The sequence below is a fragment of the Accumulibacter sp. genome, from assembly GCF_023806565.1.
In the GTDB taxonomy this organism is placed as follows: Bacteria; Pseudomonadota; Gammaproteobacteria; order Burkholderiales; family Rhodocyclaceae; genus Accumulibacter.
In genome coordinates this window covers 1-22,542 of sequence record NZ_JAMTDV010000073.1, presented here as the reverse complement: position 1 = coordinate 22,542, position 22,542 = coordinate 1, and the positions used below count along the sequence as shown (strand labels likewise).

25 protein-coding genes and 1 pseudogene are annotated in these 22,542 nt (G+C 64.9%); 16 read left to right on the top strand and 10 right to left on the bottom strand.

The annotated features are described in order from the left end of the window. Positions 1-789: pseudogene (locus NFV80_RS08870) on the bottom strand (hypothetical protein); the annotation flags it as partial. A 154-nt stretch (positions 790-943) separates the two neighbouring features. On the opposite strand from NFV80_RS08870, the gene NFV80_RS08865 reads away from it, so the two are divergent. The 7 genes from NFV80_RS08865 (at position 944) to NFV80_RS08835 (ending at position 4,713) form a co-directional block, all read left to right on the top strand. After that, on the top strand, positions 944-1,354 hold the full coding sequence (locus NFV80_RS08865; RefSeq protein ID WP_295329045.1) for a hypothetical protein: 411 nt from the start codon (positions 944-946) through the stop codon (positions 1,352-1,354). A gap of 27 nt (positions 1,355-1,381) precedes the next feature. Then, positions 1,382-1,681: a DUF1254 domain-containing protein gene (locus NFV80_RS08860; RefSeq protein ID WP_295329048.1), complete on the top strand. Its 300-nt coding sequence runs from the start codon at positions 1,382-1,384 to the stop codon at positions 1,679-1,681. Positions 1,682-1,717: 36 nt separating this feature from the next. Then, on the top strand, positions 1,718-2,098 hold the full coding sequence (locus NFV80_RS08855; protein WP_295329050.1) for a hypothetical protein: 381 nt from the start codon (positions 1,718-1,720) through the stop codon (positions 2,096-2,098). Continuing rightward, entirely contained in the window at positions 2,056-2,523 is a 468-nt protein-coding gene (locus NFV80_RS08850; protein ID WP_295329052.1) for a hypothetical protein, read from the top strand. The genes NFV80_RS08855 and NFV80_RS08850 overlap by 43 nt, the downstream gene beginning before the upstream one ends. 202 nt (positions 2,524-2,725) lie before the next feature. Beyond that, the gene (crcB, locus tag NFV80_RS08845; protein ID WP_296758425.1) at positions 2,726-3,112 is read left to right on the top strand and encodes a fluoride efflux transporter CrcB; all 387 of its coding nucleotides are present in this window, start codon (positions 2,726-2,728) and stop codon (positions 3,110-3,112) included. A 56-nt stretch (positions 3,113-3,168) separates the two neighbouring features. Continuing rightward, on the top strand, positions 3,169-3,522 hold the full coding sequence (locus NFV80_RS08840) for a DUF190 domain-containing protein (RefSeq protein WP_295328749.1): 354 nt from the start codon (positions 3,169-3,171) through the stop codon (positions 3,520-3,522). 12 nt (positions 3,523-3,534) lie between these two features. Continuing rightward, positions 3,535-4,713 carry an MFS transporter gene (locus NFV80_RS08835; RefSeq protein ID WP_295328745.1) on the top strand — a complete coding sequence of 393 codons (1,179 nt, stop codon included), beginning with the start codon at positions 3,535-3,537 and terminating at the stop codon, positions 4,711-4,713. Positions 4,714-4,739: 26 nt separating this feature from the next. Here the strand turns inward: NFV80_RS08835 and proB are convergent, their stop codons facing one another. From proB to yjgA, 6 genes are all read right to left on the bottom strand, one after another. Continuing rightward, positions 4,740-5,858, bottom strand: coding sequence for a glutamate 5-kinase (proB, locus tag NFV80_RS08830; protein ID WP_295328747.1), 1,119 nt, complete (start codon positions 5,856-5,858; stop codon positions 4,740-4,742). 2 nt (positions 5,859-5,860) lie between these two features. After that, positions 5,861-6,949, bottom strand: coding sequence for an Obg family GTPase CgtA (cgtA, locus tag NFV80_RS08825; protein ID WP_295328743.1), 1,089 nt, complete (start codon positions 6,947-6,949; stop codon positions 5,861-5,863). 105 nt (positions 6,950-7,054) lie between these two features. Then, a complete protein-coding gene (gene rpmA, locus NFV80_RS08820) occupies positions 7,055-7,318 on the bottom strand; it encodes a 50S ribosomal protein L27 (RefSeq protein ID WP_295328741.1) in 264 nt (87 codons plus the stop codon). 18 nt (positions 7,319-7,336) lie between these two features. Beyond that, positions 7,337-7,672, bottom strand: coding sequence for a 50S ribosomal protein L21 (gene rplU / locus NFV80_RS08815; protein WP_295328739.1), 336 nt, complete (start codon positions 7,670-7,672; stop codon positions 7,337-7,339). Between the two features lie 138 nt (positions 7,673-7,810). Then, positions 7,811-8,410, bottom strand: a complete 600-nt coding sequence (mog, locus tag NFV80_RS08810; RefSeq protein WP_295328737.1) for a molybdopterin adenylyltransferase — start codon at positions 8,408-8,410, stop codon at positions 7,811-7,813. Further along, the gene (yjgA, locus tag NFV80_RS08805; RefSeq protein ID WP_295328735.1) at positions 8,397-8,936 is read right to left on the bottom strand and encodes a ribosome biogenesis factor YjgA; all 540 of its coding nucleotides are present in this window, start codon (positions 8,934-8,936) and stop codon (positions 8,397-8,399) included. The genes mog and yjgA overlap by 14 nt, the downstream gene beginning before the upstream one ends. Before the next feature lie 109 nt (positions 8,937-9,045). Here yjgA and pmbA point away from each other — a divergent pair, with 109 nt between their 5' ends. From pmbA to NFV80_RS08760, 9 genes are all read left to right on the top strand, one after another. After that, positions 9,046-10,419 carry a metalloprotease PmbA gene (gene pmbA, locus NFV80_RS08800; RefSeq protein ID WP_295328733.1) on the top strand — a complete coding sequence of 458 codons (1,374 nt, stop codon included), beginning with the start codon at positions 9,046-9,048 and terminating at the stop codon, positions 10,417-10,419. Positions 10,420-10,558: 139 nt separating this feature from the next. Beyond that, complete coding sequence (locus NFV80_RS08795) at positions 10,559-11,638, top strand: TRAP transporter substrate-binding protein (RefSeq protein ID WP_295328731.1); 1,080 nt, start codon at positions 10,559-10,561, stop codon at positions 11,636-11,638. Positions 11,639-11,893: 255 nt separating this feature from the next. Then, complete coding sequence (locus NFV80_RS08790; protein ID WP_295328730.1) at positions 11,894-12,271, top strand: hypothetical protein; 378 nt, start codon at positions 11,894-11,896, stop codon at positions 12,269-12,271. Positions 12,272-12,394: 123 nt separating this feature from the next. Next, positions 12,395-13,117, top strand: coding sequence for a hypothetical protein (locus NFV80_RS08785; RefSeq protein ID WP_295328728.1), 723 nt, complete (start codon positions 12,395-12,397; stop codon positions 13,115-13,117). Beyond that, positions 13,117-14,286: a radical SAM protein gene (locus tag NFV80_RS08780; protein ID WP_296758419.1), complete on the top strand. Its 1,170-nt coding sequence runs from the start codon at positions 13,117-13,119 to the stop codon at positions 14,284-14,286. Before NFV80_RS08785 ends, NFV80_RS08780 begins: the two co-directional genes overlap by 1 nt. Positions 14,287-14,443: 157 nt before the next feature. Then, a complete protein-coding gene (arsN2, locus tag NFV80_RS08775) occupies positions 14,444-14,881 on the top strand; it encodes an arsenic resistance N-acetyltransferase ArsN2 (RefSeq protein WP_295328724.1) in 438 nt (145 codons plus the stop codon). Between the two features lie 190 nt (positions 14,882-15,071). Continuing rightward, positions 15,072-15,377, top strand: a complete 306-nt coding sequence (locus tag NFV80_RS08770) for a hypothetical protein (RefSeq protein ID WP_296758416.1) — start codon at positions 15,072-15,074, stop codon at positions 15,375-15,377. A 12-nt stretch (positions 15,378-15,389) separates the two neighbouring features. Beyond that, on the top strand, positions 15,390-16,643 hold the full coding sequence (locus NFV80_RS08765) for a ferric reductase-like transmembrane domain-containing protein (RefSeq protein WP_296758413.1): 1,254 nt from the start codon (positions 15,390-15,392) through the stop codon (positions 16,641-16,643). Beyond that, complete coding sequence (locus NFV80_RS08760) at positions 16,640-17,008, top strand: cytochrome b5-like heme/steroid binding domain-containing protein (RefSeq protein WP_295328718.1); 369 nt, start codon at positions 16,640-16,642, stop codon at positions 17,006-17,008. The genes NFV80_RS08765 and NFV80_RS08760 overlap by 4 nt, the downstream gene beginning before the upstream one ends. Before the next feature lie 153 nt (positions 17,009-17,161). Here NFV80_RS08760 and ppc read toward each other — a convergent pair whose 3' ends face one another. From ppc to NFV80_RS08745, 3 genes are all read right to left on the bottom strand, one after another. Next, entirely contained in the window at positions 17,162-19,924 is a 2,763-nt protein-coding gene (gene ppc, locus NFV80_RS08755; RefSeq protein ID WP_296758409.1) for a phosphoenolpyruvate carboxylase, read from the bottom strand. Positions 19,925-20,646: 722 nt separating this feature from the next. Continuing rightward, positions 20,647-21,042, bottom strand: a complete 396-nt coding sequence (locus NFV80_RS08750) for a hypothetical protein (RefSeq protein ID WP_295328715.1) — start codon at positions 21,040-21,042, stop codon at positions 20,647-20,649. A 221-nt stretch (positions 21,043-21,263) separates the two neighbouring features. Beyond that, complete coding sequence (locus tag NFV80_RS08745; RefSeq protein ID WP_295328713.1) at positions 21,264-22,250, bottom strand: UPF0149 family protein; 987 nt, start codon at positions 22,248-22,250, stop codon at positions 21,264-21,266. Positions 22,251-22,542 lie beyond the last annotated feature (292 nt).

The following is a 22,542-nucleotide window of genomic DNA, read 5'->3' as shown; positions in this document are numbered from 1 at the left end:
ATGGTTATAGCATATCCGGTCGGCAGCAAGCCGAAAGTCCGACAGGCTGCTAGCCTCCAGCTCCCGCGCTTGGGCGGCGGCGCGGAGCACATCGCCGCCCAGTTCGGGGCTCATCGCCAAAAGGATCACCACGAAGGCGGGCAACAGGAACGTCGGCAGCTGCGCCAAGCCGTAGACCGACAATGCGGCCAGCCCACCGGCGGCAGTGGTACTGACGACGACGCTACCGCCGACCAGCGCTGCGCGGTCGCCACGCCGCCACAACGTCAGTGCGGCGTCGGTGACGAAAACCTGCAGCAACAGGTTGCCCAGTTTCGGCAACCACGCCCAGCGGCTCGGCGTGCCCACCGGCACCGCGACGATCGACTTGCCCCACAACACTACGTACCCCAGGTCGACCAGCTGCTCGAAGTTGGCATTGACCCCGGTCGTGAAGTTCTGAACCAGCGTTGCGAGGCGCAACGCGACGATCGCGGCCAGCAAGTCAAGGCAACCGTTGCGGAAGTGCAGGCGCACGAAGACCACAGTGGAGACAACGAAGATCGCCAGCGGTACGTGGCCGGCGCGCAGGGCTGCAGCCCAGGCCGCAGGTGTGGCCGCACGCATCATCTGCAGCTCGAAGGCACCGAAGACGGCCGCCGAGGCGGCCACCACGAAGAAGGCCAGGAAGTCCAGCCGCTCACGCTGGCGGGCCCAGACGTATAGATGGATCATTCCCAGCGTCAAGCTGGCCGCAGCCGTTGTCATCCAGGTTAGGTCGACCGCGTTGTCCCCATCGTCCGGCAGCATCCGATCAGCATGGCATGCTGTTGCGCTCCGCGGCCCAGTCTAGGCTGTGCCACGCCAGGCTCGGCCGTGCAATACGATGCATTTGGACCTTGGTCCTGTTCCATCGCATGTGCCTGGCGCCCACAATTCAAGTGAGCGCGAATGGAGGAACGACATGGACGAAATCGCGGGGGACGATCGTGTGGCCACCGGCAGCGACAGCTCGGCTTGGATCTTCGCCATCTCGGCGTCCGGTGAAATCGGCGTGGGCACTACTGTGGTGCTCTTCCCGCAGGTGCTCGGCTGGCTGATCGGTCAACCACTTGATCCTGCTGGCTTGATCGTGGCCCGACTGGTCGGCTGCGCAGCGCTCGCTCTCGGATTGATCTGGTGGCTTGCGCGCGACCTGCCAGCAAATCGAACGCGGCTGCGCCCGAGCTTGCTCGTTTACGACTTAGGCGCTGCGGCGGTCTTCGTGTTCGCCGCGCTGCTGGCGCCGAATCCGCTTCTACTCGGGCTCGTGGCGCTGCTGAACCTGGGACTCGGTGTCGCCGTAGCGGCATTGGGACCAACGTCCAGTACCTGACGGCCGCGTCGAAGTCCGGCGAATACAGTGCGCCAATCAACCAAATTCGGTCGGATTCGCACCCACGTCGCCCCAGACTTCAAGGCAGTCGTACGAATCAGCGTCAACTCGTTGTGGTCGCACGGCTTCGTCGACCTCAACGAGGAGCCGATGGTCGTCACCATCCCCGACTCCGGCGACCGGTACATGGTTGTGCAGGCACTCGGCATGTGGAGCAACGACTTTGCCTCGGCCGGCATACGGACGCCGGCGACGAAATCCGGCGACTTCCGCGTCGCGGGGCCGAAGTGGAATGGCACGCCACCGCCAGGGATCAAGGCCATCTGACGCAGCAGCACGCGCTACGCCTGGATGCTGGTGTAGATGTCGGCCGGCAGCCCGGACGACTTCCCGGCGATCCACGCGCTGCAGGGCAAGCTCGCGATCACACCGCTGTCGGCCTACGGCAAGCCCTACGCGCCGCCTGTGACCGTCACGGTCGATCCGAACGTCGACCTGACGGCAACACCCTTCGACCAGGTACGGCTGATGACCGGCGAGATGTTTTTCAAGCGGATGGCACTGGCGATGAAGGTCAACCCGCCCAGCGCCGAGGACGGCTGGGCATTGGACAAGCTCAAACTGCTCGGTGTCGAGCCAGGAAAACCATTCGACCCGAGCAGGATCGACGAGCAGTTGCGCAAGGGCATCGGCGAGGCGCCGTGGACGTCTGGAAGCTGCTCCCCGAGGGTCCCTACTCGATGAGCGCGGCGAACGGCTGGGTCAACATGCTCGATCTGGGCCGCTACGGCAAAGACTATGAAACGCGCGCCTTCGTTGCCTACATGGGGCTGGGTGCGCTGACCTCGTCTGACGCCGTCTATCCGACGACCTATGTCGATGCCGACGGCCGCGCGCTTGACGCCGTACGTCATGCATATCGCGACGGGCGCGCTGCCACCGTCACCCGTGAACGTCCGGCCGACCTCGCCGTATCGCGAGAATTTCTATGTGCGCAACGCGCTCAACCGCTATGGCATCTTGTCGTCAATGCCGCTGAAATTCAACACCGACGGTTCACTCGACATCTACATGGTCCGGTCTTGTCGCACATGAATTGTCCGAATTCCCCGCCACGGGCGGCCGCAACTGCAAGGACCGTTAGCGGCGAGTCCCGCGCTCCTTGCTGATTACGTGCAGCGGGTGCCGGTCGCGGTGTTTCGATGGTGCCGGCCAGGGCTGTTCAGGGAACGAGTTCCGATGCTATATTGGGCCAGCCGGGGGAGGGTATTGCAGCCCGCGCTGCCGATCCGGCGGTACGTTGCCGGCGGACCGGCCGCTGCGAGCGTGCCGCGAATCCGTTCCGGCTTCACGTTCTCAGGGCGAAACGGTATGTGGAAATCAGTCGTAGCCATCTCCGTCGGTGCGGCGCTCGGCGCGCTGTTGCGCTGGCAACTCGGGCTTCGGCTGAACGCCCTGTTTCCCACGATTCCGCCCGGAACGCTGGTGGCCAATCTGATCGGTGCCTACGTCATCGGACTTGCGATCGCCTTCTTCACGTCGTTCTCGGCGATCCCGCCGGAATGGCGTTTGCTGGTGATCACAGGTTTCTGCGGCGGGCTGACGACCTTCTCGACCTTTTCCGCCGAACTGACGATATTGCTGCAGGAAGGGCGGATGGCGTGGGCGCTGGGAATCGTCGGAGCGCACGTCGTCGGCTCGGTGCTGATGACCCTCGCCGGCATGGCGACGATTTTATGGGCGCGAAGTTCGACCTGATGCCCGCATCCGTCGCGGACGATGGGGAGGGTGCAGCAGGCGAAGGGGAGGCAAGCATGGAAGGTTCGTTCCTGAGATTCTACGTTGGCGAAAGCCTGACGCATCATGGCGTCCTGCTCTGGGAGTGGCTGCTCGATCAGGGCAACCGGCTCGGCATCCGGGGTGGATCGGCGTTTCGCTCGATCGCCGGATTCGGCCGACGCCACGCGCTGCACGAGGACCGCTTTTTCGAGCTGGCGGGAAGCGGCGGCATCGAGGTCGAGTTCGTCGTCACCGACGAAGAAGGCCAAAGCCTGCTCGATCTGATTCGCCGCGAGAAGATTCGCATCTTCTACACGCGCATCCCGGCCCATTTCGGCATCATCAATCCGGACGGCAGAGACCCGCCGGGAGCAAGCGCGGACAGCTGACCGGGGCGAGAGATGGGCAAGGCTTTCGCGCGCTTGCGGGAGTTGCCGCGCGCCGTCTGGCTGCTCGGTCTGGTGAGCCTGTGCAACGATTCCACGAGCGAGCTGATCTACCCGCTGCTGCCGATCTACCTCGCCTCGGTGTTGATGACCGGTGCCGGCGCACTGGGCGTCATCGAAGGCGTCGCCGAAGCGAGCGGCAGCCTGCTCAAGCTGTTTTCCGGCGTGCTCTCGGACCGGCAGCGCTCGGTCAAGCCCTGGGTGGTCGGCGGCTATTCTCTCGCGGCGGCGGCGCGTCCGCTGTTCGCCCTGGCGACCTCCTGGCCGGCTGTCCTGCTGCTGCGCTTCGCCGATCGCGTCGGCAAGGGTCTGCGCTCGTCGCCACGCGATGCGCTGCTGGCGCTGTCCGTGGCTCCGGAGCAACGCGGACTGGCGTTCGGGCTGCATCGCGCCATGGACAACGTCGGCGCGGTCGTCGGGCCGCTGCTGGCGGCGTGGCTGCTGGCGGTGGAGGTGCCGCTGCGCGACATCTTCCTCTGGGCCTCGCTGGGCGGGGCGTTGACCGTGGTTCTGGCGCTCGCCGTCGAGGAACCACAGCATCCTCCACCGGCATCCGCGACGCCCTTCTGCTGGCGCATGCAGGGCCTGCCTGGACCGTTCAGACGCTACCTGGCGGTGCTGGCGCTGTTCACTCTCGGCAATTCGTCGAACGTGTTCCTGCTGTTGCGGGCAAGGGAGCTGGGACTCGCCGAATACCAGGTACCGCTGCTCTGGGGCTTGGTGTCGTTGAGCGCAGCGCTGTTCTCGACGCCCCTGTCGGCACTCTCCGACCGGGTTGGCCGCCCTCGCCTGATTGTCTGTGGCTGGGGCGTTTACGGTGCGTTCTACCTGCTGCTCGGCTGCATCGGCCAGCAACTGCTGCTGTGGCCGCTGTTCGCGTGCTACGGACTGTTCATGGCCGCGACCGAAGGCGCCGAAAAGGCGCTCGTCGCGGATCTCGTCGAGCAGGAGATGCTGGGCACCGCCTATGGCTGGTTTCACCTGACGTCGGGTCTGCTCCTGCTGCCCGCCTCGCTCGTTTTCGGCTGGCTTTGGCAAGCGGTCGCCCCGCTGGCGGCGTTCGCTTTGGCGGCCGCCTGTGCGCTGCTGGCAGCACTGTTGCTTCGGCTGTGGGCATTGCCGCGGCAGCGGTAGGACTCCCGGCAGAGAGGCGCGGCGCGTCAGATGACGATCAGGTTGTCGCGATGGATGATCTCGGGTTCGTCGATGTAGCCGAGAATTTCCTCGATGTCCTGGCTGGCCCGGCGGGCGATGCGGCGGGCATCGCTGCTGCCGTAATTGACCAGGCCGCGCGCAATTTCGTGGCCTTCGCGGGAAACACAGGCGACCGCTGCACCGCGTTCGAAATCTCCCTGGACGGTCACGACGCCGATCGGCAGCAGGCTCTTCCCGTCGCGCAGCGCCTTGACGGCGCCCCCGTCGAGCACCAGTTTCCCGTTGAGCTGCAGGTGGTCTGCGAGCCATTGCTTGCGCGCCGTCAGCGGCTGAGTTTCCGAAACCAGCAAGGTGCCGAGCGCCTCGCCGCGTGCCAGGCGGAGAATGACGTCGGTTTCGCGCCCGCTGGCGATCACCGTGTGCGCGCCGCTGCGCGCCGCACGCTTGGCGGCAATCACCTTGGTGATCATGCCGCCCTTGCCGAACTGGGTGCCGACACCGCCGGCCATCGCTTCCAGAGCAGGAACGCCGGCGCGTGCTTCGGCGATCAGCGTGGCCGCGGCGTCCTTGCGCGGGTCGGCCGTGAACAGGCCCTCCTGATCGGTGAGAATGATCAGGCAATCCGCCTCCACCAGGTTGGCGACCAAGGCACCGAGCGTGTCATTGTCGCCGAACTTGATTTCGTCGGTGACGACGGTGTCGTTCTCGTTGATGATCGGCACCACGCCGAGTTGCAGCAGCGTGCTCAGCGTCGAGCGTGCGTTGAGATAGCGCTTGCGGTCGGCGAGATCGTCGTGGGTCAGCAGGATCTGCGCGGTATGCAACTGGTGCCGGGCGAAAGCGCTTTCGTAAACCTGTGCCAGACCCATCTGGCCGACGGCCGCCGCCGCCTGCAATTCATGCACGGCGTGCGGGCGCTTGCGCCAGCCGAGGCGTTGCAGGCCGCAGGCAATCGCGCCCGAGGAAACCAGGATGAGCTGTTTGCCGCCCTGCGTCAGTTCGGCGATCTGTCTCGCCCAATCGCCGATCGCCGCGAGATCGAGGCCTTCCCCGTTGTTGGTGAGCAGTGCCGAACCGATCTTGACGACCAGGCGGCGGGCAGACGCGATACGCGTGGCGGCCATGTTCAGGGCTGCGGTTCTTTTTCGCACGGGTCTTCCCAAGAATGGGCCGTCACTGCCGGCACGTCGGCCGGCGATTGCGGCAGTCGATCGAGAGCGTCCTGCAGCCGTTGCGTCAGGAGCCGGCAGCCGTCGCCGCTGATCGCGCTGATCCGGAAGCTGTTGGTCGGGTCAGCCTTGCAGGCTCGCAGAAAATCGGCGATACGCTGCTCGCGCTCGTCTTCCGGGATCAGGTCGACCTTGTTCACAATCAGCCAGCGCGGCCTGGCGGCGAGTTCCGGGTCGTATTTCTGCAGTTCGCGGACAACCGTCTGCACCGCGCGCACCGGGTCCGCCGCCGGGTCGGCCGGGGCCAGGTCGACGAGGTGCAGCAGCAGGCGCGTGCGCTTCAGGTGCTTGAGGAAGCGGATGCCCAGTCCGGCACCCTCGGCCGCGCCATCGATCAGGCCGGGAATGTCGGCGACGACAAAGCTCCGGTCCTGATCCGTGCGGACGACGCCGAGATGTGGTTCGATCGTCGTGAACGGATAGTCGGCCACCTTTGGTCGGGCCGCGGAAACGGCCCTGAGGAAGGTGCTCTTGCCGGCGTTGGGCAGGCCGAGCAGGCCGACATCGGCGAGCAGGCGCAGTTCCAGCCGCAGGTTGCGCTGCTCGCCCGCTTCCCCGCGGGTGAATTGCCGTGGCGTGCGGTTGACGCTCGACTTGAAATGGACGTTGCCGAGGCCACCGCGTCCCCCCTTGGCGAGCAGCACTTTCTTGCCATCTGCATCGAGGTCGGCGAGCACTTCCTTGCTGTCGACGTCGGCGATGACGGTGCCGACCGGCACGCGCAGCGTCAGATCCTTGCCTCGCTTGCCGTAGCGGTCGCTGGAACCGCCGTTCTCGCCACGCCTGGCCCGAAAGCGGCGAGCGTAGCGGTATTCGATCAGGGTGTTGACGTTGCGGTCGGCGACGCAATGCACGTTGCCGCCGTGTCCCCCGTCGCCGCCGTCCGGCCCCCCTTCGGGCTCGTACTTCTCGCGCCGGAACGAGGCGATGCCATTGCCTCCGTCGCCGGCGGCAACCAGAATTTTCGCCTCGTCGATGAACTTCATGGCCGGGTTTCTTCGCTGTGGTCCGATTGGCAAACAAAAAGCCCTACCGGCAAGGATAGGGCTTCGAGCAGGGCCGGCTTGCCGCGGCAGCCAGCGGCCTGGTGTTCAGGCAGCGACGGGAACGATGCTGACCGTGCGCCGGTTCAATGCGCCCTTGATGGCGAACCGAACGTGTCCGTCCACCAGTGCAAACAGGGTGTGGTCCTTGCCGATTCCCATGTTGTCACCAGGATGATACGCGGTACCGCGCTGGCGCACGATGATGCTGCCCGCGCGAACCAGTTGTCCGCCGAAGCGCTTGACGCCCAGACGTTTCGCTACCGAGTCGCGGCCGTTGCGTACGCTGCCGCCTGCTTTCTTGTGTGCCATGAGTCAGACTCCTCTCGATCAGACGGTAGGTTCGGGCGCAGCGCCACCGGCGATGGCGTCCACCCGGATCTCGGTGTAATTCTGGCGATGTCCCTGATGCTTCTGCGAGTGCTTGCGGCGACGCATCTTGAAAATCCGGATCTTGTCGTGCCGACCATGCGCAAGCACAGTCACTCTGACCGTGGCGCCGCCGACGGTCGGCGTGCCGACCTGGACGGTTTCGCCTTCGCCTACCATGAGGACCTGGTCGAAAGTGATTTCTGCGCCAACTTCTGCCGGTATCTGTTCTATTTTCAATTTTTCGCCGCTGACAACCCGATACTGCTTGCCACCGGTTCTTATGACCGCGTACATGTTGGACTCCAAATAACGAAGCGAAAGAACCGCATATTATAGGCGGTTTCCTTCCCTCGTCAAAGGCTCTGGACGCGTTCGAACAGCCGCCGGGAGCGCTGCCGCGGGCGTCGCCGAGTGGCCGCCGGCATCGCCGCGTCAGGTCGAGGGTTTCGCCCGCAGGGCGGATTTTGGCCGGAAAGCGCGGATGACCTCGTCGGCGGTTTCGACGTAGGGACCACCGAGCAGATCGATGCAATAGGGAACCGCCGCAAAGATGCCGTTCACCAGCACCGTTCCGTCGGCAGCCCGGACTCCTTCGAGCGTTTCCCGGATCGACTTTGGCTGCCCGGGAAGATTGAGGATCAGCGCCTTGCCACGGATCACGCCGACCTGGCGCGAGAGGATCGCGGTCGGCACGAAATGCAGGCTGATCCGTCGCATTTCCTCACCGAAGCCGGGCATCACCTTGTCGGCGATCGCCAGCGTCGCCTCCGGCGTGACGTCGCGCGCAGCCGGTCCGGTGCCGCCGGTGGTCAGCACCAGATGGCAACCGACGTGGTCGACCAGTTCGATCAGCGTCGCCTCGATCGAGGCACGGTCGTCGGCGATCAGTCGGGTCTCCATTCGCCAGGAGTTGCGCAGCGCTCCGGCAAACCAGTCGCGCAGCGCCGGAATCCCCTGATCGGCATAAACGCCCTGCGTCGCACGGTCGCTGATCGACACCAGGCCGATCAGCAACTCCTCATTGCTGTCCATTTTCATTGCCCAGGTTGGAAACATCGTCGGCCCGCTCGAGTTCCCTGAGCAGCCGAAAGATGGCACGGTAGCTGCGGGGCGCTTTGCCCTGCGCCTGTTCGTGCAGCGCGGCGCGGCGCAGCGAGCGCAGTTGCTGGAGGTCGGCGGCCGGATAGGTGTTGGCGATTTCGTGCAAGGTCTTTTCGTCGGCCAGCAAGTCGGCGCGCAGGCGTTCGAGCCAGTGCAGCCTGCGTGCTTCCTCTGCCGATTCGCCGCGCAGCGCCGCCAGCGCACGGCGGATCGGTTCCGCGTCCACGTCGCGCATCAGCCGCCCGACATACTGGAGCTGACGCCGCCGCGCGTCGTCGTGGCGCGCCATACTCCGTGCCGCACACAGCGCAGCGCGCAGATCTTCCGGCAGCTCGATCTTCCCGAGCCGGTCGGCGGCCAGTTGCACCAGTTCCTCGCCGAGCGCCTGAAGTTCGTGCATCGCCCGCTTGCGCTGCGTTTTCGACGGCGGGGCGGGTTGTTCGTGCGCGAGGTTCATGGCTTGCCGGAATGCTCTTCGTTGTGGCCGGTGGGACCGCCGGGCCGTGCCACAGAAGCCGGGCGGTGAACTGCTATGATAGCGGCTTTTGCTCTCGGCGACCGACCCCATGCCCTCTTCCAACCACACCGTTGCCAGCGAATCGCGCTTCAGTCACCGCCTCGACGTCCTGCGGCAACTGGCCGAGGACGTCCTGCTGCATGCCGGCAAACAGGGTGCCAGCGCCTGCGAGGTCGACGTCACCACCGGCTTCGGTCAGGCGGTGACGGTGCGCTGCGGCGAGGTCGAGACGATCGAGCACAACCGTGACAAGTCGGTCTCCGTGTCGGTTTACCTCGGCCAGAGGAAGGGCCAGGCAAGCACTTCCGACTTCTCGCCGGGCGCTCTGCGCGAGACCGTCGAGGCGGCGCTCAACATCGCCCGGTTTACCGCTGCCGATCCCTGTGCCGGCCTGCCCGACGCCGAACTGTTGGCAATCAATGCCGGCAGCCTGCCGGATCTCGATCTGTACCATCCCTGGCTGCTCTCGGTCGAGGAAGCCGTCGACCTTGCCAGGCGCTGCGAGCAGGCGGCATTCGCCGTCGATCCGCAGATCAGCAATTCCGAAGGCGCGACCGTGTCGATCCAGGAGGGACAGTTCATTTCGGCCAACAGCCTGGGCTTCGTCGGTGGGTACCCGACCTCGCGGCATTACCTGTCGTGTTCGGTGATCGCCGGGGAGAACGAGAACATGCAGCGCGACGACTGGTACGCGACCGCCCGCGACCCGGCGGCCATCGGCTCGCCCGAGTCGATCGGCGATCGTGCCGCGCAGCGCGCGCTGTCGCGTCTCGGCGCGCGCAAGGTCAAGACCTGCCGGGTACCGGTCGTTTTCGAGGCGCCGCTGGCCTCCTCGCTGATCGGCAACTTCGTGCATGCCGCGAGCGGCGGTAGCCTCTACCGCAAGACCTCGTTCCTCGTCGATACCCTCGGCAAACGCGTCTTTTCGAAACGGGTGCAGCTCAGCGAACGACCGCATCTGCGCAAGGGGCTGGCGAGCAGCTATTTCGATGCCGACGGAGTGGCCACCCGGGACCGCGAAGTGCTTGTCGATGGCCGCCTGCAGGGCTACTTCCTGAGTGCCTACAGCGCGCGCAAACTGGGGATGCGGACCACCGGCAACGCCGGCGGTTGCCACAACCTGATCGTCCATCCGGGGAAGCGGAATCTCGACGGCCTGCTCCGCAAGATGGGGCGCGGTCTGCTGGTGACCGAACTGCTTGGCCACGGTGTCAATTACGTCACCGGCGACTACTCGCGCGGCGCTGCCGGCTACTGGGTAGAAGCCGGGGAGATTGCGCACCCGGTGGAGGGGATCACGATCGCCGGCAATCTGCGTGACATGTTCCGGAACATCGCTGGGATCGGCAACGACGTCCTGGTGCGAGGTTCGAAGCAGGTAGGCTCGATTCTGGTCGAAGAGATGAAAGTCGCCGGGCGTTGATCCCGCGGCCGCTTCCCCCCGGCCTACTGGCGCCGGCCGGCGAGAGGATGTGCTGACGATGCGCGCAAGATTCCGCGCCCGATCGCTTTCGCTATAATCGGCGGGAAAATTCCTGACAAGAACCCGGAGGAAAACACTCGTGGAGAGACGTTCGTTCCTGAAAACTGCCGGCGCCGGCCTCGCCGTCGGCGGCATGGCCATGCCCGCCCTTGCCGAGAACGCCCCGACGATCAAGTGGCGAATGGCTTCCAGCTTCCCGAAAAGCCTCGACACGCTGTTCGGTGGTTCCGAATACATGGCCAAACGCGTTGCCGAGGCGACCGGCGGAAAATTCCACATCCAGATCTTCGCTCCCGGCGAAATCGTTCCCGGCGGAGCGGTGTTCGACGCCGTCAAGGATGGCACCGTGGAAATGGGGCACACCTGCTCGTACTACTACTACGGCAAGGATCCCACCTACGCCTTTGAAACCGCCGTTCCCTTCGGTATGACGAATCGGCAGATGGACGCCTGGTTCCGCTACGGCAACGGCGCCCGCCTGCTCGGCGAGCTTTTCGCCAAGTCCAACATCATGGTCATCCCGTTGGGCAACACCGGAACCCAGATGGGCGGATGGTTTCGCAAGGAAATCAAGACGGTCGCCGATCTCAAGGGATTGAAGATCCGCATCAGCGGTTTTGCCGGCGCCGTCCTCAGCAGGCTGGGCGCCGTGCCACAGCAGATCGGCGGCGCCGACATCTACCCGGCGCTGGAAAAGGGAACGATCGACGCGGCCGAGTTCGTCGGTCCGTACGACGACCAGAAGCTCGGATTCAACAAGGTAGCCAAGTATTACTACTACCCCGGCTGGTGGGAGGGTGGGCCGCAGGTGGCGGCCTACGTCAATACCAGGAAGTGGGCCGAACTGCCCAAGGAGTATCAGACGATTCTCCAGATTGCCTGTGCCGACGCGCACGTCGACATCATGGCCCGGTACGACGCCAAGAACCCCACGGCGCTCAAACAACTGGTCGGCTCCGGAACGCAGTTGAAGGCATTTCCGAAGGAAGTGATGGACGCTTCCTACAAGGCGGCGCTGGAAGTATATGCGGAGACTTCGGCCAAGAATCCCGAGTTCAAGAAGGTGTACGACGATTACAAGAAGTTCCAGGATGACCAGAACCTCTGGTTCCGCATCGCCGAGGGCGCCTACGCGAACTTCATGTACAGCAAGCGCTAGGCGGCCCAAGCTCGCCGCGCTGCCGCGAAAGAAGACGGAGGCGTGGCCTCCGTTTTTCTTGGCGCTTTCGTCGTGGCGTGCCTGGCCTGATCCCGCTTCATCGCATCGCAGCGGTGGATCGGCCGCCTGCCGCCTCGCGGTTGACCTGGATCAACGGCACGCCTGGCAAATTGCGTAGAGTTGTCCGTGTTGGTGGCAGCGGCGACCTGCTCACGACCGGCAGCGGCCGATCATTTCCCGACGGAGAGACCTACGATGACAACGGAAGACAGGCAGGAAGAGACGACGAAGGAAGAGACGACGAAGGCGGTGCCGATCGATAGCGAAGAGCAGAATTGCGCCCGACGCGATTTTCTCCTCAGCATCGGCAGGTGGTCGAAGGTGGTGGTAGCCGGCGCACTCTTCGGAGGAGCTCTGTTCGATCCGGGACAAAGTGCGACTGCCGGTACCGCGTGGGCCAATGGCGGACGGGCCTGGGCCAACCGTGGCGGCGCCTGGGCCAATCGCGGCGGGGCTTGGGCCAATGGCGGCGCCTGGGCCAACCATGGGTCTGCCTGGGCCAATCGCGGTGGCACTTGGGTGAACGGTGGCCGCGCGTGGGCCAACCGTGGTGGCGCCTGGGTCAACCGCTGATTCGACAGCGGTTCGCGTGTACCGCGGGTGATCGCCTATAGTGTGCCGTCGGCGCTTGTCGCAAGCTGGAATGATCGACCGCTGATCGTCCGTCTCCAACATCCCGGTCAGATCGGCGGGTTGATGTCACTCGTCCATCCGGGCGGTCTGTTGCACATCGAGCTGCCGCTGTCCCCGTCAACCGTCGAGGAAATCGCCGAGTGGCGGCAGCCGGTGCCATTACATCTGGTATTGTCCGAGCCTCGGGATTACCCGTTGCTTTACCGTTGTACGGCACTGCTCGACCATTGCCCGGTGCGGGTGGCGATACCACTGATCGCCGGATTCGCCCGAGCAGTGAGGCTTGCCGCCAGTCTGGACTTGCCGGTCAAGCTCGATCTAGTCCCGCCGCCTCCGCAACTGATCGACGAACTGGTGGATGTGCTCGATCTCTATCTGCACCGGTCCACCGTCGCGCAGCCGATCGAACCTTTCCACAGCAGTCTGTTGGCCTTCTTTCACCAGGAGCCGCTGACGCTGTGGTCGATTCAGGAAGAAGATCCGGCATTGTTTCGGGTGGTTGCCGAGAACGGCGATGAGCGTCTGCCGGGAAGGCTTGCCAGCGAGCGCTCGTCTCCGGGCAGTGGTGACTTTCTTGATGTCTGGCGGGGCGGGTTGCTCGCCGAGCAAGGCGAATGCGCATCGTGTCCGCATTTCGACTACTGCGGCGGCTACTTCAAGTGGCCGGATCGCTCTTTTTCCTGCATCGGCGTCCGCACGCTGTTTGACCGGCTGAGTCTTGCGGCCGCCGAGCTGCGCCACGACCTCGCCGCCTTTTCCAGCGAAGGCGTTGAGGATTCCCGCTGATGCCGACCCGCGAGCTTTCGCTGATCCTGCTGTCGACGCTGCAGTGCAACGCCTCCTGCGAGTACTGTTTCGAGCATCGCACCGCCGACCGGCTGACGATCGAACGCCTGGGCGTGCTCATCGGCAAGGTCCTCGATTTCCTGCAGAACCAGTCGATCGGCTCGCTGACGATCTACTGGCAGGGCGGAGAGGCGATGCTCCTGTCGCCCGACTGGTACGATCGCGCCTATGACCTGATTTCCGAAGCTGCCACGGAGCGCGGGGTCGCGATACGACATTGCCTGCAATCCAATCTGCTGGCCTACACCAAGGACTGGAATCCCGTGGTTGCGCGGATGTTCGGCAACAGCATCGGCACCTCGTTCGATTATCCGAATCTGCACCGCAAGCTTCCTGGCCGCAGCCCGGCGCACTACGACCAGCTGTGGCTGCGCAAGCTCCGCGAAGCGCAGGCGGCTGGAATTCGCATCGACGTAATTTCCCTGCCCAACCGGGCGACCCTCGAAATCGGCGCCGAACCTTTCTATGAGCACCTCGTTGACGAACTCGCTCTCACCGATCTGCAGATCAACACGCCGTTCCCCGGCGGAGAGAGCAACCCGGGCAGGCAGGAACGATCGACCATGAGCCAGGCGGAATTACTGCGCTTTCACCTCGACCTCGCAGTGATCTGGCTCGAGCGAGGGCTTGGTCGCGGCGTACGCATTGCTCCGTTCGACGCCCTGCTTGACCATTTTAGCCATCGCCATTCCGTACTGCCCTGTTTCTGGGGTGACAACTGCGTCGATCGCCTGATCGCAGTCGACGCACGCGGACACGTGGCGCAGTGCGACTGCTGGGTGACCAGCTATCCCGAGTACCGATTCGGCAACATTTTCTCCTCGGCAACGCTCGCGGAATTGCTCCGGGGCAGCGAAGCGCGCCGAAAGTTCATCGAACGACCGATGGTGCTGGCACAGCGGAAGTGCATCGATTGTGACTACCTCTCCCTGTGTCACGGAGGCTGTCCGATTCGTACTCATGCGCATCATGGCACCCTGTTCGAGACCGATCCCTACTGCGAGCTCTATCAGGAACTCTTCCGGCTTTTTGAGCAGGCGGCCGTGCGCCAGGCGCGGCAGGTTGTGAGGAGGCAGAGTGGAAGCACCGACGAAGCGATCACCGCCTGATCCCGAACGTGCCGGCTTACTGCCTGCAGGGCGCGACCCACTCCGCGGGGCGCCTCCGCGCCGATGCCCTTCCCGTGCCGCGGACAGTCAGGACAAGGAATCCGGCGAGAGCACGCGGCTTCTTGGCCACTCGTGATTCGGACCTTGACCTGAAATCATGCAGATTGCCCCGGAATCTCCCACCGAAGAACTCCTCTCGCTGCTGCTGGAGTGCGCATTGCCGATCGCCGACCTTTCGCCGACGTCTCCGGTGCAGTTCTTCGGCATTCGATCTGGTGGCACCCTGGTTGCAGTCGTGGGCCTCGAATTCCACGGCCCCTTCGCGTTGCTGCGTTCGCTCGCCGTCTCGCCGCGCTTCCGGGAGCGGGGTTTCGCTCGTTCCCTGGTTTCCTTCGCCGAATCGTTTGCTGCGTCCTGCGGGGTCGATACGCTGTTTCTCCTTACCACCACCGCGGAGCGCTTCTTTCTGGCGCTCGGCTACCAACCCGTTTCGCGCAGTGCCGCGCCCACGGTCATTCAGGCCACCGCGCAATTCGCCAGCCTTTGCCCGGTGTCGTCGGCGTTCCTGTCCCGGCGCGTCGCCGCTGCCGCCTGATTGCTGTGGCAGCGTTCGCTCCACCTGGCGCACGCGCACTGCCGACACACGGGGAACCCGGGAGCGACCGGTCAGCTGCACCAGCCCTGGCCCTGCCCCCTGGGTTTGAGCTGGATCAGGGCAGCCAGTCGCGGAAGTGCTAATCTGATCCCGACAGGAACGTGCTGCCGAGCACGGACAGGAGGTCGCAATGGCAGGCAAACGGGCGTGTCTCGCGCTTGCCGCTGTGTCACTGGCATTCGCCGGCTCGCTCTTCGCGCGCGGCCCATGGCGCGCCAGCGAAGGCAATACCAGCGGCTGGCACTTGATGACGCCGGAAGAACGCATCGAGCACCAGGCCAGGATCCGCGGATTCAAGAGCTACGACGACTGTCACGCCTACCAGTTGGCGCACCATGAGGTGATGGTCGCCCGCGCCAGCGCGCAGGGCCTGCAACTGCCAGCGCACCCCCGGGATTTTTGCGAGCAGTTGCGGTCGCAGCCGGTCGACCGATAGTCCGTCTTCCCCATGTCGATTGCCTCCCGCCTGTCGATTCCGCTGATTGCCGCCTTCCTGGTGGGTGCCCCCGTTTTCTGGGCGTTTCCCGACGAGCTTTCGGGATGGCGCAGCTTCGCCATCGTTGCCGGCTGGACCGGCTGCGGCCTGCTGCTCGCCAGCCTGCTGTTGATGATTCGCGAACCCTGGCTGGCCAGTCGGCTGGGGGGACTGGAGCGGATGTATGTCTGGCATCACCGGCTCGGAATGGCCGCCTATCTGGTGCTCCTGTGCCATCCGCTGGCGCTCGCCGCCGATGGCTGGGAAGAGCAGCCGGCCTTCGCCTGGGCCGAACTCGACCCCGGGCAGCAAGGCTGGCCCGGCTGGCTGGGCTGGGCCGCGCTGCTCGCCCTGATGGCGGGAATGGCGGCTGCCCTGGCGCCACGCCTGTCCTACTCGGCCTGGCGCGGGCTGCACGCTCTGCTGGCCGGCGCCGTCGTCCTCGCGTTCGCGCATCTGCTGCAGCTCGGGCTCGACTACCTGCTTCTGTGGACGCCGCTGCTGGCGATGAGCTTCATGCTGTGGCGGCTCGTCCGCGCCGACTACGGCGGGGCAGCCAGACCCTACGTCGTCCGCCAGGTGCACCGGCTCGCTCCGGACCTGGTCGAGGTCTCGCTGGCGCCCTTGTCGCAAGCCATCAGCGCCCAGCCCGGGCAGTTCGTGCTGGCGGCTTTCCTCGACGGCCCCCGATTCCGGGGCTGTCGCGAATTTCACCCGTTCACCATCAGTGCCCTGGCCGCCGACGGAAGGCTGTCGCTGGGCATCAAGGCCCTGGGCGACTGCACCCGCCATTTCCAGTCGGTGGAATGCGGTGTCGCCGCGCGCCTGCAGGGACCATTTGGCACCTTCCTCGCAGATCAGCCGCGCGGGCCGAGCCTCTGGATCGCCGGCGGCATCGGCATCACCCCCTTCCTTGCCGTCCTGCGGACGAGGCCGCTGCGGCAGCCGGTCCGGCTTGTCTACCTCCATCGGTCGTCGCGCGATGCCGGCTATCTCGACGAACTGCAGGCGCTGGCGGCCGCGCAGCCATCCCTGTCGCTGACGGCCATGGCCAACGCCGACGGAGTGCCGGACCTGCCGGCGATTCTTCCCGCCGCAGCCGATCTCGTCGGCGTACACTGTCATCTGTGTGGGCCACCGGGGCTGCTGACGGCGGCCGTCGCCCTCCTGCAGGCGCGAGGCGTGCCCCGGGAACGCATTCATTGCGAACGTTTCGATTTCCGATGACACGCAAACTCTTTCTGCTCGCCACTGGGCTCTTCTGGCTGGTCGTCCTCGGGGTCTGGGCGGCAAGCAGTCGGTCGCCCGCTCCCGGGGAAGCAACTCCGGTCCGTGCGATGAAACGTCTGCCGCTGACGGAAGTTGCCCGGCACAGCAGCGCCGGCGACTGCTGGATGGCCATCCACGGCAAGGTGTATGACCTGACGGCCTATCTGCCCGACCATCCGACGCGCCCCAGCGTCATTCTTCCCTGGTGCGGCAAGGAGGCCAGTGAAGCCTATCGCACCAAAACCAAAGGGCGGCCGCATTCCGCCGAGGCAGATCGCTTGCTGGCCGGCTATCAGATCGGCGTGCTCGAAGAGGGAAAGTGAGCTTGCGCCGTCGACGCGTCCGCTGCTGCCGGGAAGGAACGGTGCGGCGCCCGTCGCCGGCTCCTCGCTCGCCGCTGCTGCCGAGCACGTGCGAGCGCTGCGGGCGGACGCGGCGAGGACGGGCGATGTGCTCGATTCCCGGGGACGGCGGGTTCAACCGCTGTTGCGCAGGCCGGAGGCAATGCCGTTGATCGTCAGGTGGATCCCGCGGGCGACCCGCTCGTCGGTTTCGCCGGCCCGATAGCGCTTGAGCAGCTCGACCTGCAGGTGGTTCAAGGGGTCCATGTAGGGGAAGCGCTGCTGGATGGAGCGCCTGAGCAGCGGACTGTCGGCGAGGAAACCCTCCTGCTCCTCGATCGCCAGGAGGTGGCGACGGGTCAGTTCCCATTCGCCACGAATGAGGGCGAAAACGCGGTCGCGCAGGGCCGTGTCCGTGACCAGTTCGGCGTAGCGCGAGGCAATGGCGAGGTCGGTCTTGGCCAGTACCATGTCGATGTTCGACAGGAGAGTGCGGAAGAAGGGCCACGCCCGGAACATGCGGCGCAAGGTGGCGAGGCCGTCCGGGTGGTCGCTCAGCCAGGCGTCGACGGCGGAACCGAAACCGTACCAGCCCGGAAGCATCAGCCGGCACTGGGCCCAGCTGAAGACCCAGGGAATGGCGCGCAGGTCCTCGATGCGGTCGGTCGCCTTGCGTGATGCCGGCCGGCTGCCGATGTTCAGCCTGGCGATTTCGGAAACCACCGTGGACTGGCGGAAATACTGCGTGAAGCCCTCGGTTTCATAGACCAGGCGACGATAGGCGCGGAAGGCCAGATCGGACAGGCGATCCATCACCGGGTGGAAGGCCTCGGCCGACTCGACGCGGTTTTCATGGTCGGTGAGGCTGGCTTCGAGGGTGGCGGCGAGCAGCACTTCCAGGTTGCGGCGGCCGGTGCCCGGATTGCCGTACTTGGAGGAAATCACCTCGCCCTGTTCGGTCAGACGGATCTGGCCCGAAACCGCCCCGGCCGGCTGGGCGAGGATCGCCTGATAGCTCGGGCCGCCGCCGCGGCCGACCGAGCCGCCGCGGCCGTGAAAAATGCGCAGGCGCATGCCGTGCTCGCGGCAGACGCGAGCCAGCTCGATCTCGGCCCGGTACAGCTCCCAGCAGGAAGTGAGAAAGCCGCCATCCTTGTTGCTGTCGGAATAGCCGAGCATGATCTCCTGCTCGCAGCCGCGTGCGGCAAGCAACTCGCGGTAGACGGGCAGGCGAAACAGCGTGTCCATGATGGTGGCAGCCTGCTGCAGGTCGGCGATCGTTTCGAACAGCGGGATGACGTTCATCTCCAGGCGCGGATCGGCACCGGGTCGCAGCAGGCCCGACTCCTTCAGCAGCAGGGCGACTTCGAGCAGATCCGAGACGCCGTCGGTCTTGGAAATGATGCAATTGGGCAGGGCGGCGGCGCCATAGCGCAGGCGCAGCTCGCGCGCGGCGAAAAAGATGGCGAGCTCGCCCCGGGTTTCCTCCGAGTAGGCGAGATAGGGCGAATACAGGGGTCGCGGCGTTCCCAGTTCCTGCAGCAGCAGCGCGATACGTGCCGGTTCTTCGAGCGCCGAGTAGTCGGCACAGCGCCCGGCAGCAGTCAGCAGGTCGGCAACGGTGCGGGCATGGACTTCGGAGTTCTGACGCAGGTCGATTGGCGCAAGGTGGAAACCAAAGATCTGAATTGCCCGGAGCAGCCGACGCAGGCGGCCACCGGCGAGCAGCGCGCTGCCATTGGCCTGGAGCGAACCGGCGAGGATCTTGAGATCGTCGCGCAGGTCTCCGGCGCAGGCGTAGGGTTCGGCGTCCGCCACCGCATGCCGCAAGGGTTCCAGGTGATCGAAGGAGCGCGAAGTTGCGGCGAGACGGGCGTAGATGCCGGTGAGCGCGCGCCGGTAGGGCTCGTCCGCACGCTGCGGCGAACGGTCGGGAGAGGCTTCGTCCAGCGCCTCGAGTTCGCGGGAGACCTTGACCAGCAGACTCGACATGGGCAACTCGGCGCCGAGCGCATGGATTTCGCCGAGGTAGAAATCCAGGGTGGCCGTCGATTGCAGGCGCAGCGTCTCGTGCAGGATTTCGGCCGTAACGAAGGGGTTGCCATCGCGGTCGCCGCCGATCCAGCTGCCGACGCGGAGGAAAGGCGGCAGGACCCAGCGATCGCCGGGATAGCGGGCTTCGAGTTGCTCGGCTGCCTGAATGTAGAGATTCGGCAATTCGGTGAAGAAGGTCGATGCGAAATAGCCGATGCCGCTCTTCACCTCGTCGATCACCTTCAGGCGCACCGGTCGCAGCATGCGCGTCTGCCAAAGCGTCAGGACGGCGCGGGCGAGGCCGGCGGCGTTCTCTGCCTGCTCCTCGGGCGTGAGTCGTTGCCGGTCGCGCACGTCGAGCAGGCGCTCGATCTCGCGCTGGCTTTGCAGCGTGCTCTGGCGCTGCACCTCGGTGGGATGGGCGGTGAGTACCGGCGAGATCAGCGCCCGGGAGAAGAAGTCGGCCACGTCCGCCCGCTCGACGCCGGCTTCGGCCAGGCGGTCGAGCGCGTAGGGCAGGCTGCCCTCGCGCGGGGGAGATCCGGCCAGGTCATAGGCGCGGCGTCGCCGGATATGGTGCTGGTCCTCGGCGATGTTTGCCAGCTGCAGGAAGTAGCTGAAAGCGCGGACGACGACCTGCGTCGTGTCCCGGGAAAGCGGGTCGAGGATCGCGGCGAGTTCCGCGCGTGCTGCCGGGTCGCCGTTCCGGGCGAAGCGAATGGCGGTTTGGCGAACGCGCTCGACGATGTCGAAGATCGCCTCGCCTTCCTGTTCACGCACGGTGTCGCCGAGAATTCGGCCGAGAAGCCGGATGTCGGCACGCAAGGGTTCGTCCTTGGTTTCGTCCTGGGTGGTGTCTGTCATGAGTGTCTTCTGAGCGGGAGGATCGATTCTCGGGAACGCCGGATGCAGAGGGCGGCCACCGGGCCCTGGCCATGGTCGCCGCTTCCTGGAGCGTGCACCGCAAACTTTCGCTATCGTCGACGGCAACGACGCCATCGGCGTAGATGAGTCTTCCGACGCGGATTGAGTCCGGCCGCGGATCGGCCACGTGTTCAGACGGTTATCGCAACGAAAGATTCCGCACCCGCCATGCGCGGCAAGCACCACAAAAGTTCCTGCCGATACCCGGTTCGCGCCGGCTGGCGACAGGCCGGGCGGACGCCCTGTCTCCACAGTCGCTGCCAAGGCACCGCAGCGCATCGAAAAAATTCGCGCACGCCAGCGGCCTGACGCCGCGCGCGACATCGCCAGCGGTACCCGGCGCATTTGGCCCCGTTTCCGGTGGAGTGGAAGAGGCAGAGGGTGCGGTTTGGTGTGGGTAGGTCATCGAAAGGGGAACGCGGTGGTGCGTAGTTCCTCTGTGTTTTGCCCGGCGCTCGTTAGAGTACAAGAATGTCGCAGCAGATTGCTCCGCCAACCCCGCAGATCAATCGCCTCAGAGCCGCCGCAGCCCTGATCCCCATCATCGAATCTGGCTTGTGAATGCAACCCGTCGTACCGGCGCAGGCCGGTGCCCAGGCGCTGCCGCACTGGATTCCGGCCTGCGCCGGAATGACGGGGTTCTGGCGGCCCGTTGTTTCACATCACGGGGATTGAGACAGCTCGCGCACTCTATCCAACAACGACCTCTTCTGCGCTTCCAGTTCCCGGTAACGCGCGTAAAGACCCTCCAGTTCCACCGTGTACCGCTGCAGTTGTTCCTCCACTCGCTTGTGCTGGCGAGCCTGCTCGTCATAACTGGGCAGATCGTCGACGCCAATCACCGCGGGCGGTGGCGGCGGCGTGTTTTGTTGCATCAGCGAGCGGCGCAATTCCTGAACCATGCCGAATTCCTGGTACGTCGACTGCTGCTCCTGCTGGATGCGGCTGATGGCCCGTTCCATGCGCTGCAACTGGGCGTCCCTTTCGGCATCGCCGCCTGCCGCATGCACCGCCTGGAGCAGGAGCATGCCTGTCAGGAAAGGTTTGATGGTCCCCATGGTTTTCCCCCTTCACGTTTGTCCTGGCCGGCAGCCCCTGCTTGGCGTGGACATCACGCGGCGCGGGGCCGGAGTTCTTCTCGCAATCACAGTTCCGCTCCGGACAAGGGAGACGGGGTCGTGGTCATTGCCGCCGCCGCAACACGACCCGGATAGCAACACGACCCGGATACCGTGTGGCCGCGGCAGCAGCCAACTGGCGAGCGTACTCGCCTCACACCTCAATGCAAAGCGGCCGGAGCGTCGCCCGCTCCGCAGCACTTCTTGAATTTCCTGCCACTGCCACAAGGACACGGGTCGTTGCGGCCGACCTTTGGCCCGCCACGAACTACCGGCGCAACCTCCTTCTGGCCGCCAAGGCGATATTCGTGCTGAACGACTCCACCAGGTTGGTTGACGCGCTTGTCTTTCCAGTAGGCGTGAATCTTCACGACCGATAGTGTGATTTCGTTCATCCATCTCTCGGCATCGCCGAGTTTCCGGGTCATGCGGATGCCGTCGTCAGTGCCCAGACGCAGGAAAGGAGTGAACCATGTCGGTTGCCCAACAGCCAGCAGGCTCCAGGCCTCGTCACTGAACTGAAAACCAAGAAGGAAGCCCTCGCACCACTCAGCGGCACCCCATTGGTTGCGGAATTGGAAAACAGGTTCGAAGGACGCTGGATCATCCAGGAACGCATGGACCACCGTGTTGTAGTGCCGCATAAGCAGCAACATGATTCGATTGGCCTGTTCCCTGTTCTCGAACTTGGCCTCTGCCTGGCCTTCGTGTATGTCCCACACCCAGGGTAGCCACTCTGGTGGGTGTACGGGCCGTGGGCCGATGACAATCGCGGTCAGGAAGCCTTCCAGCGTCGAGACATCCATTGACGTATCCTCAATGGACGCGTCGGCCAGAAACTCGTCCAGTTCGTTGAGTTCGGCTCGGGATAAGGGCTGATTCAGACCCGTCGGCTTCTGCGCACCCGCTGGCGGACCAATCAGCGAATCAATTCCATCCTCATCGATAGTCTTCAGCACTTCGTCGAGCGCCTCGCGGTCGCTTGGGAACGAGTCATCCCAAACGGTGGAGTTCCCATGGTGATCGAACACTTCCAATATCCAGCCACCTTCTCCGTCTTCGTGGATGTCGATTCGAACCGTCTTACCCTCTCGCGTCACCGACTGGGCGAGCGGGGACAGGTTGGGGGTTTGGTGTTCTCGCGTCATGTGATGCCCTGAAGGAGTGGAGTTTAGCTGCCGCCAAGAGGACACTGAGACTACCTCTCGCGTCTTGCGTGGGGAGCGACATCGACGAACAAGAGCAGCAGAAAGGCGACTTTAGAGGATTGTACACGACGGTCAAGCTACCGCTCGCGGTGCATGGAACGGTGTCCCCGCCTCGGTTCTTCATGACTGACGAAGGGGCTTCAGAGAAAGCATTGAGAAAGAGCATTGAGAAAGTGGGAAAGGGGCCACCCATTAGCCGGCCCGTGTCAAGTATGCAAACAAGACTCTCGCG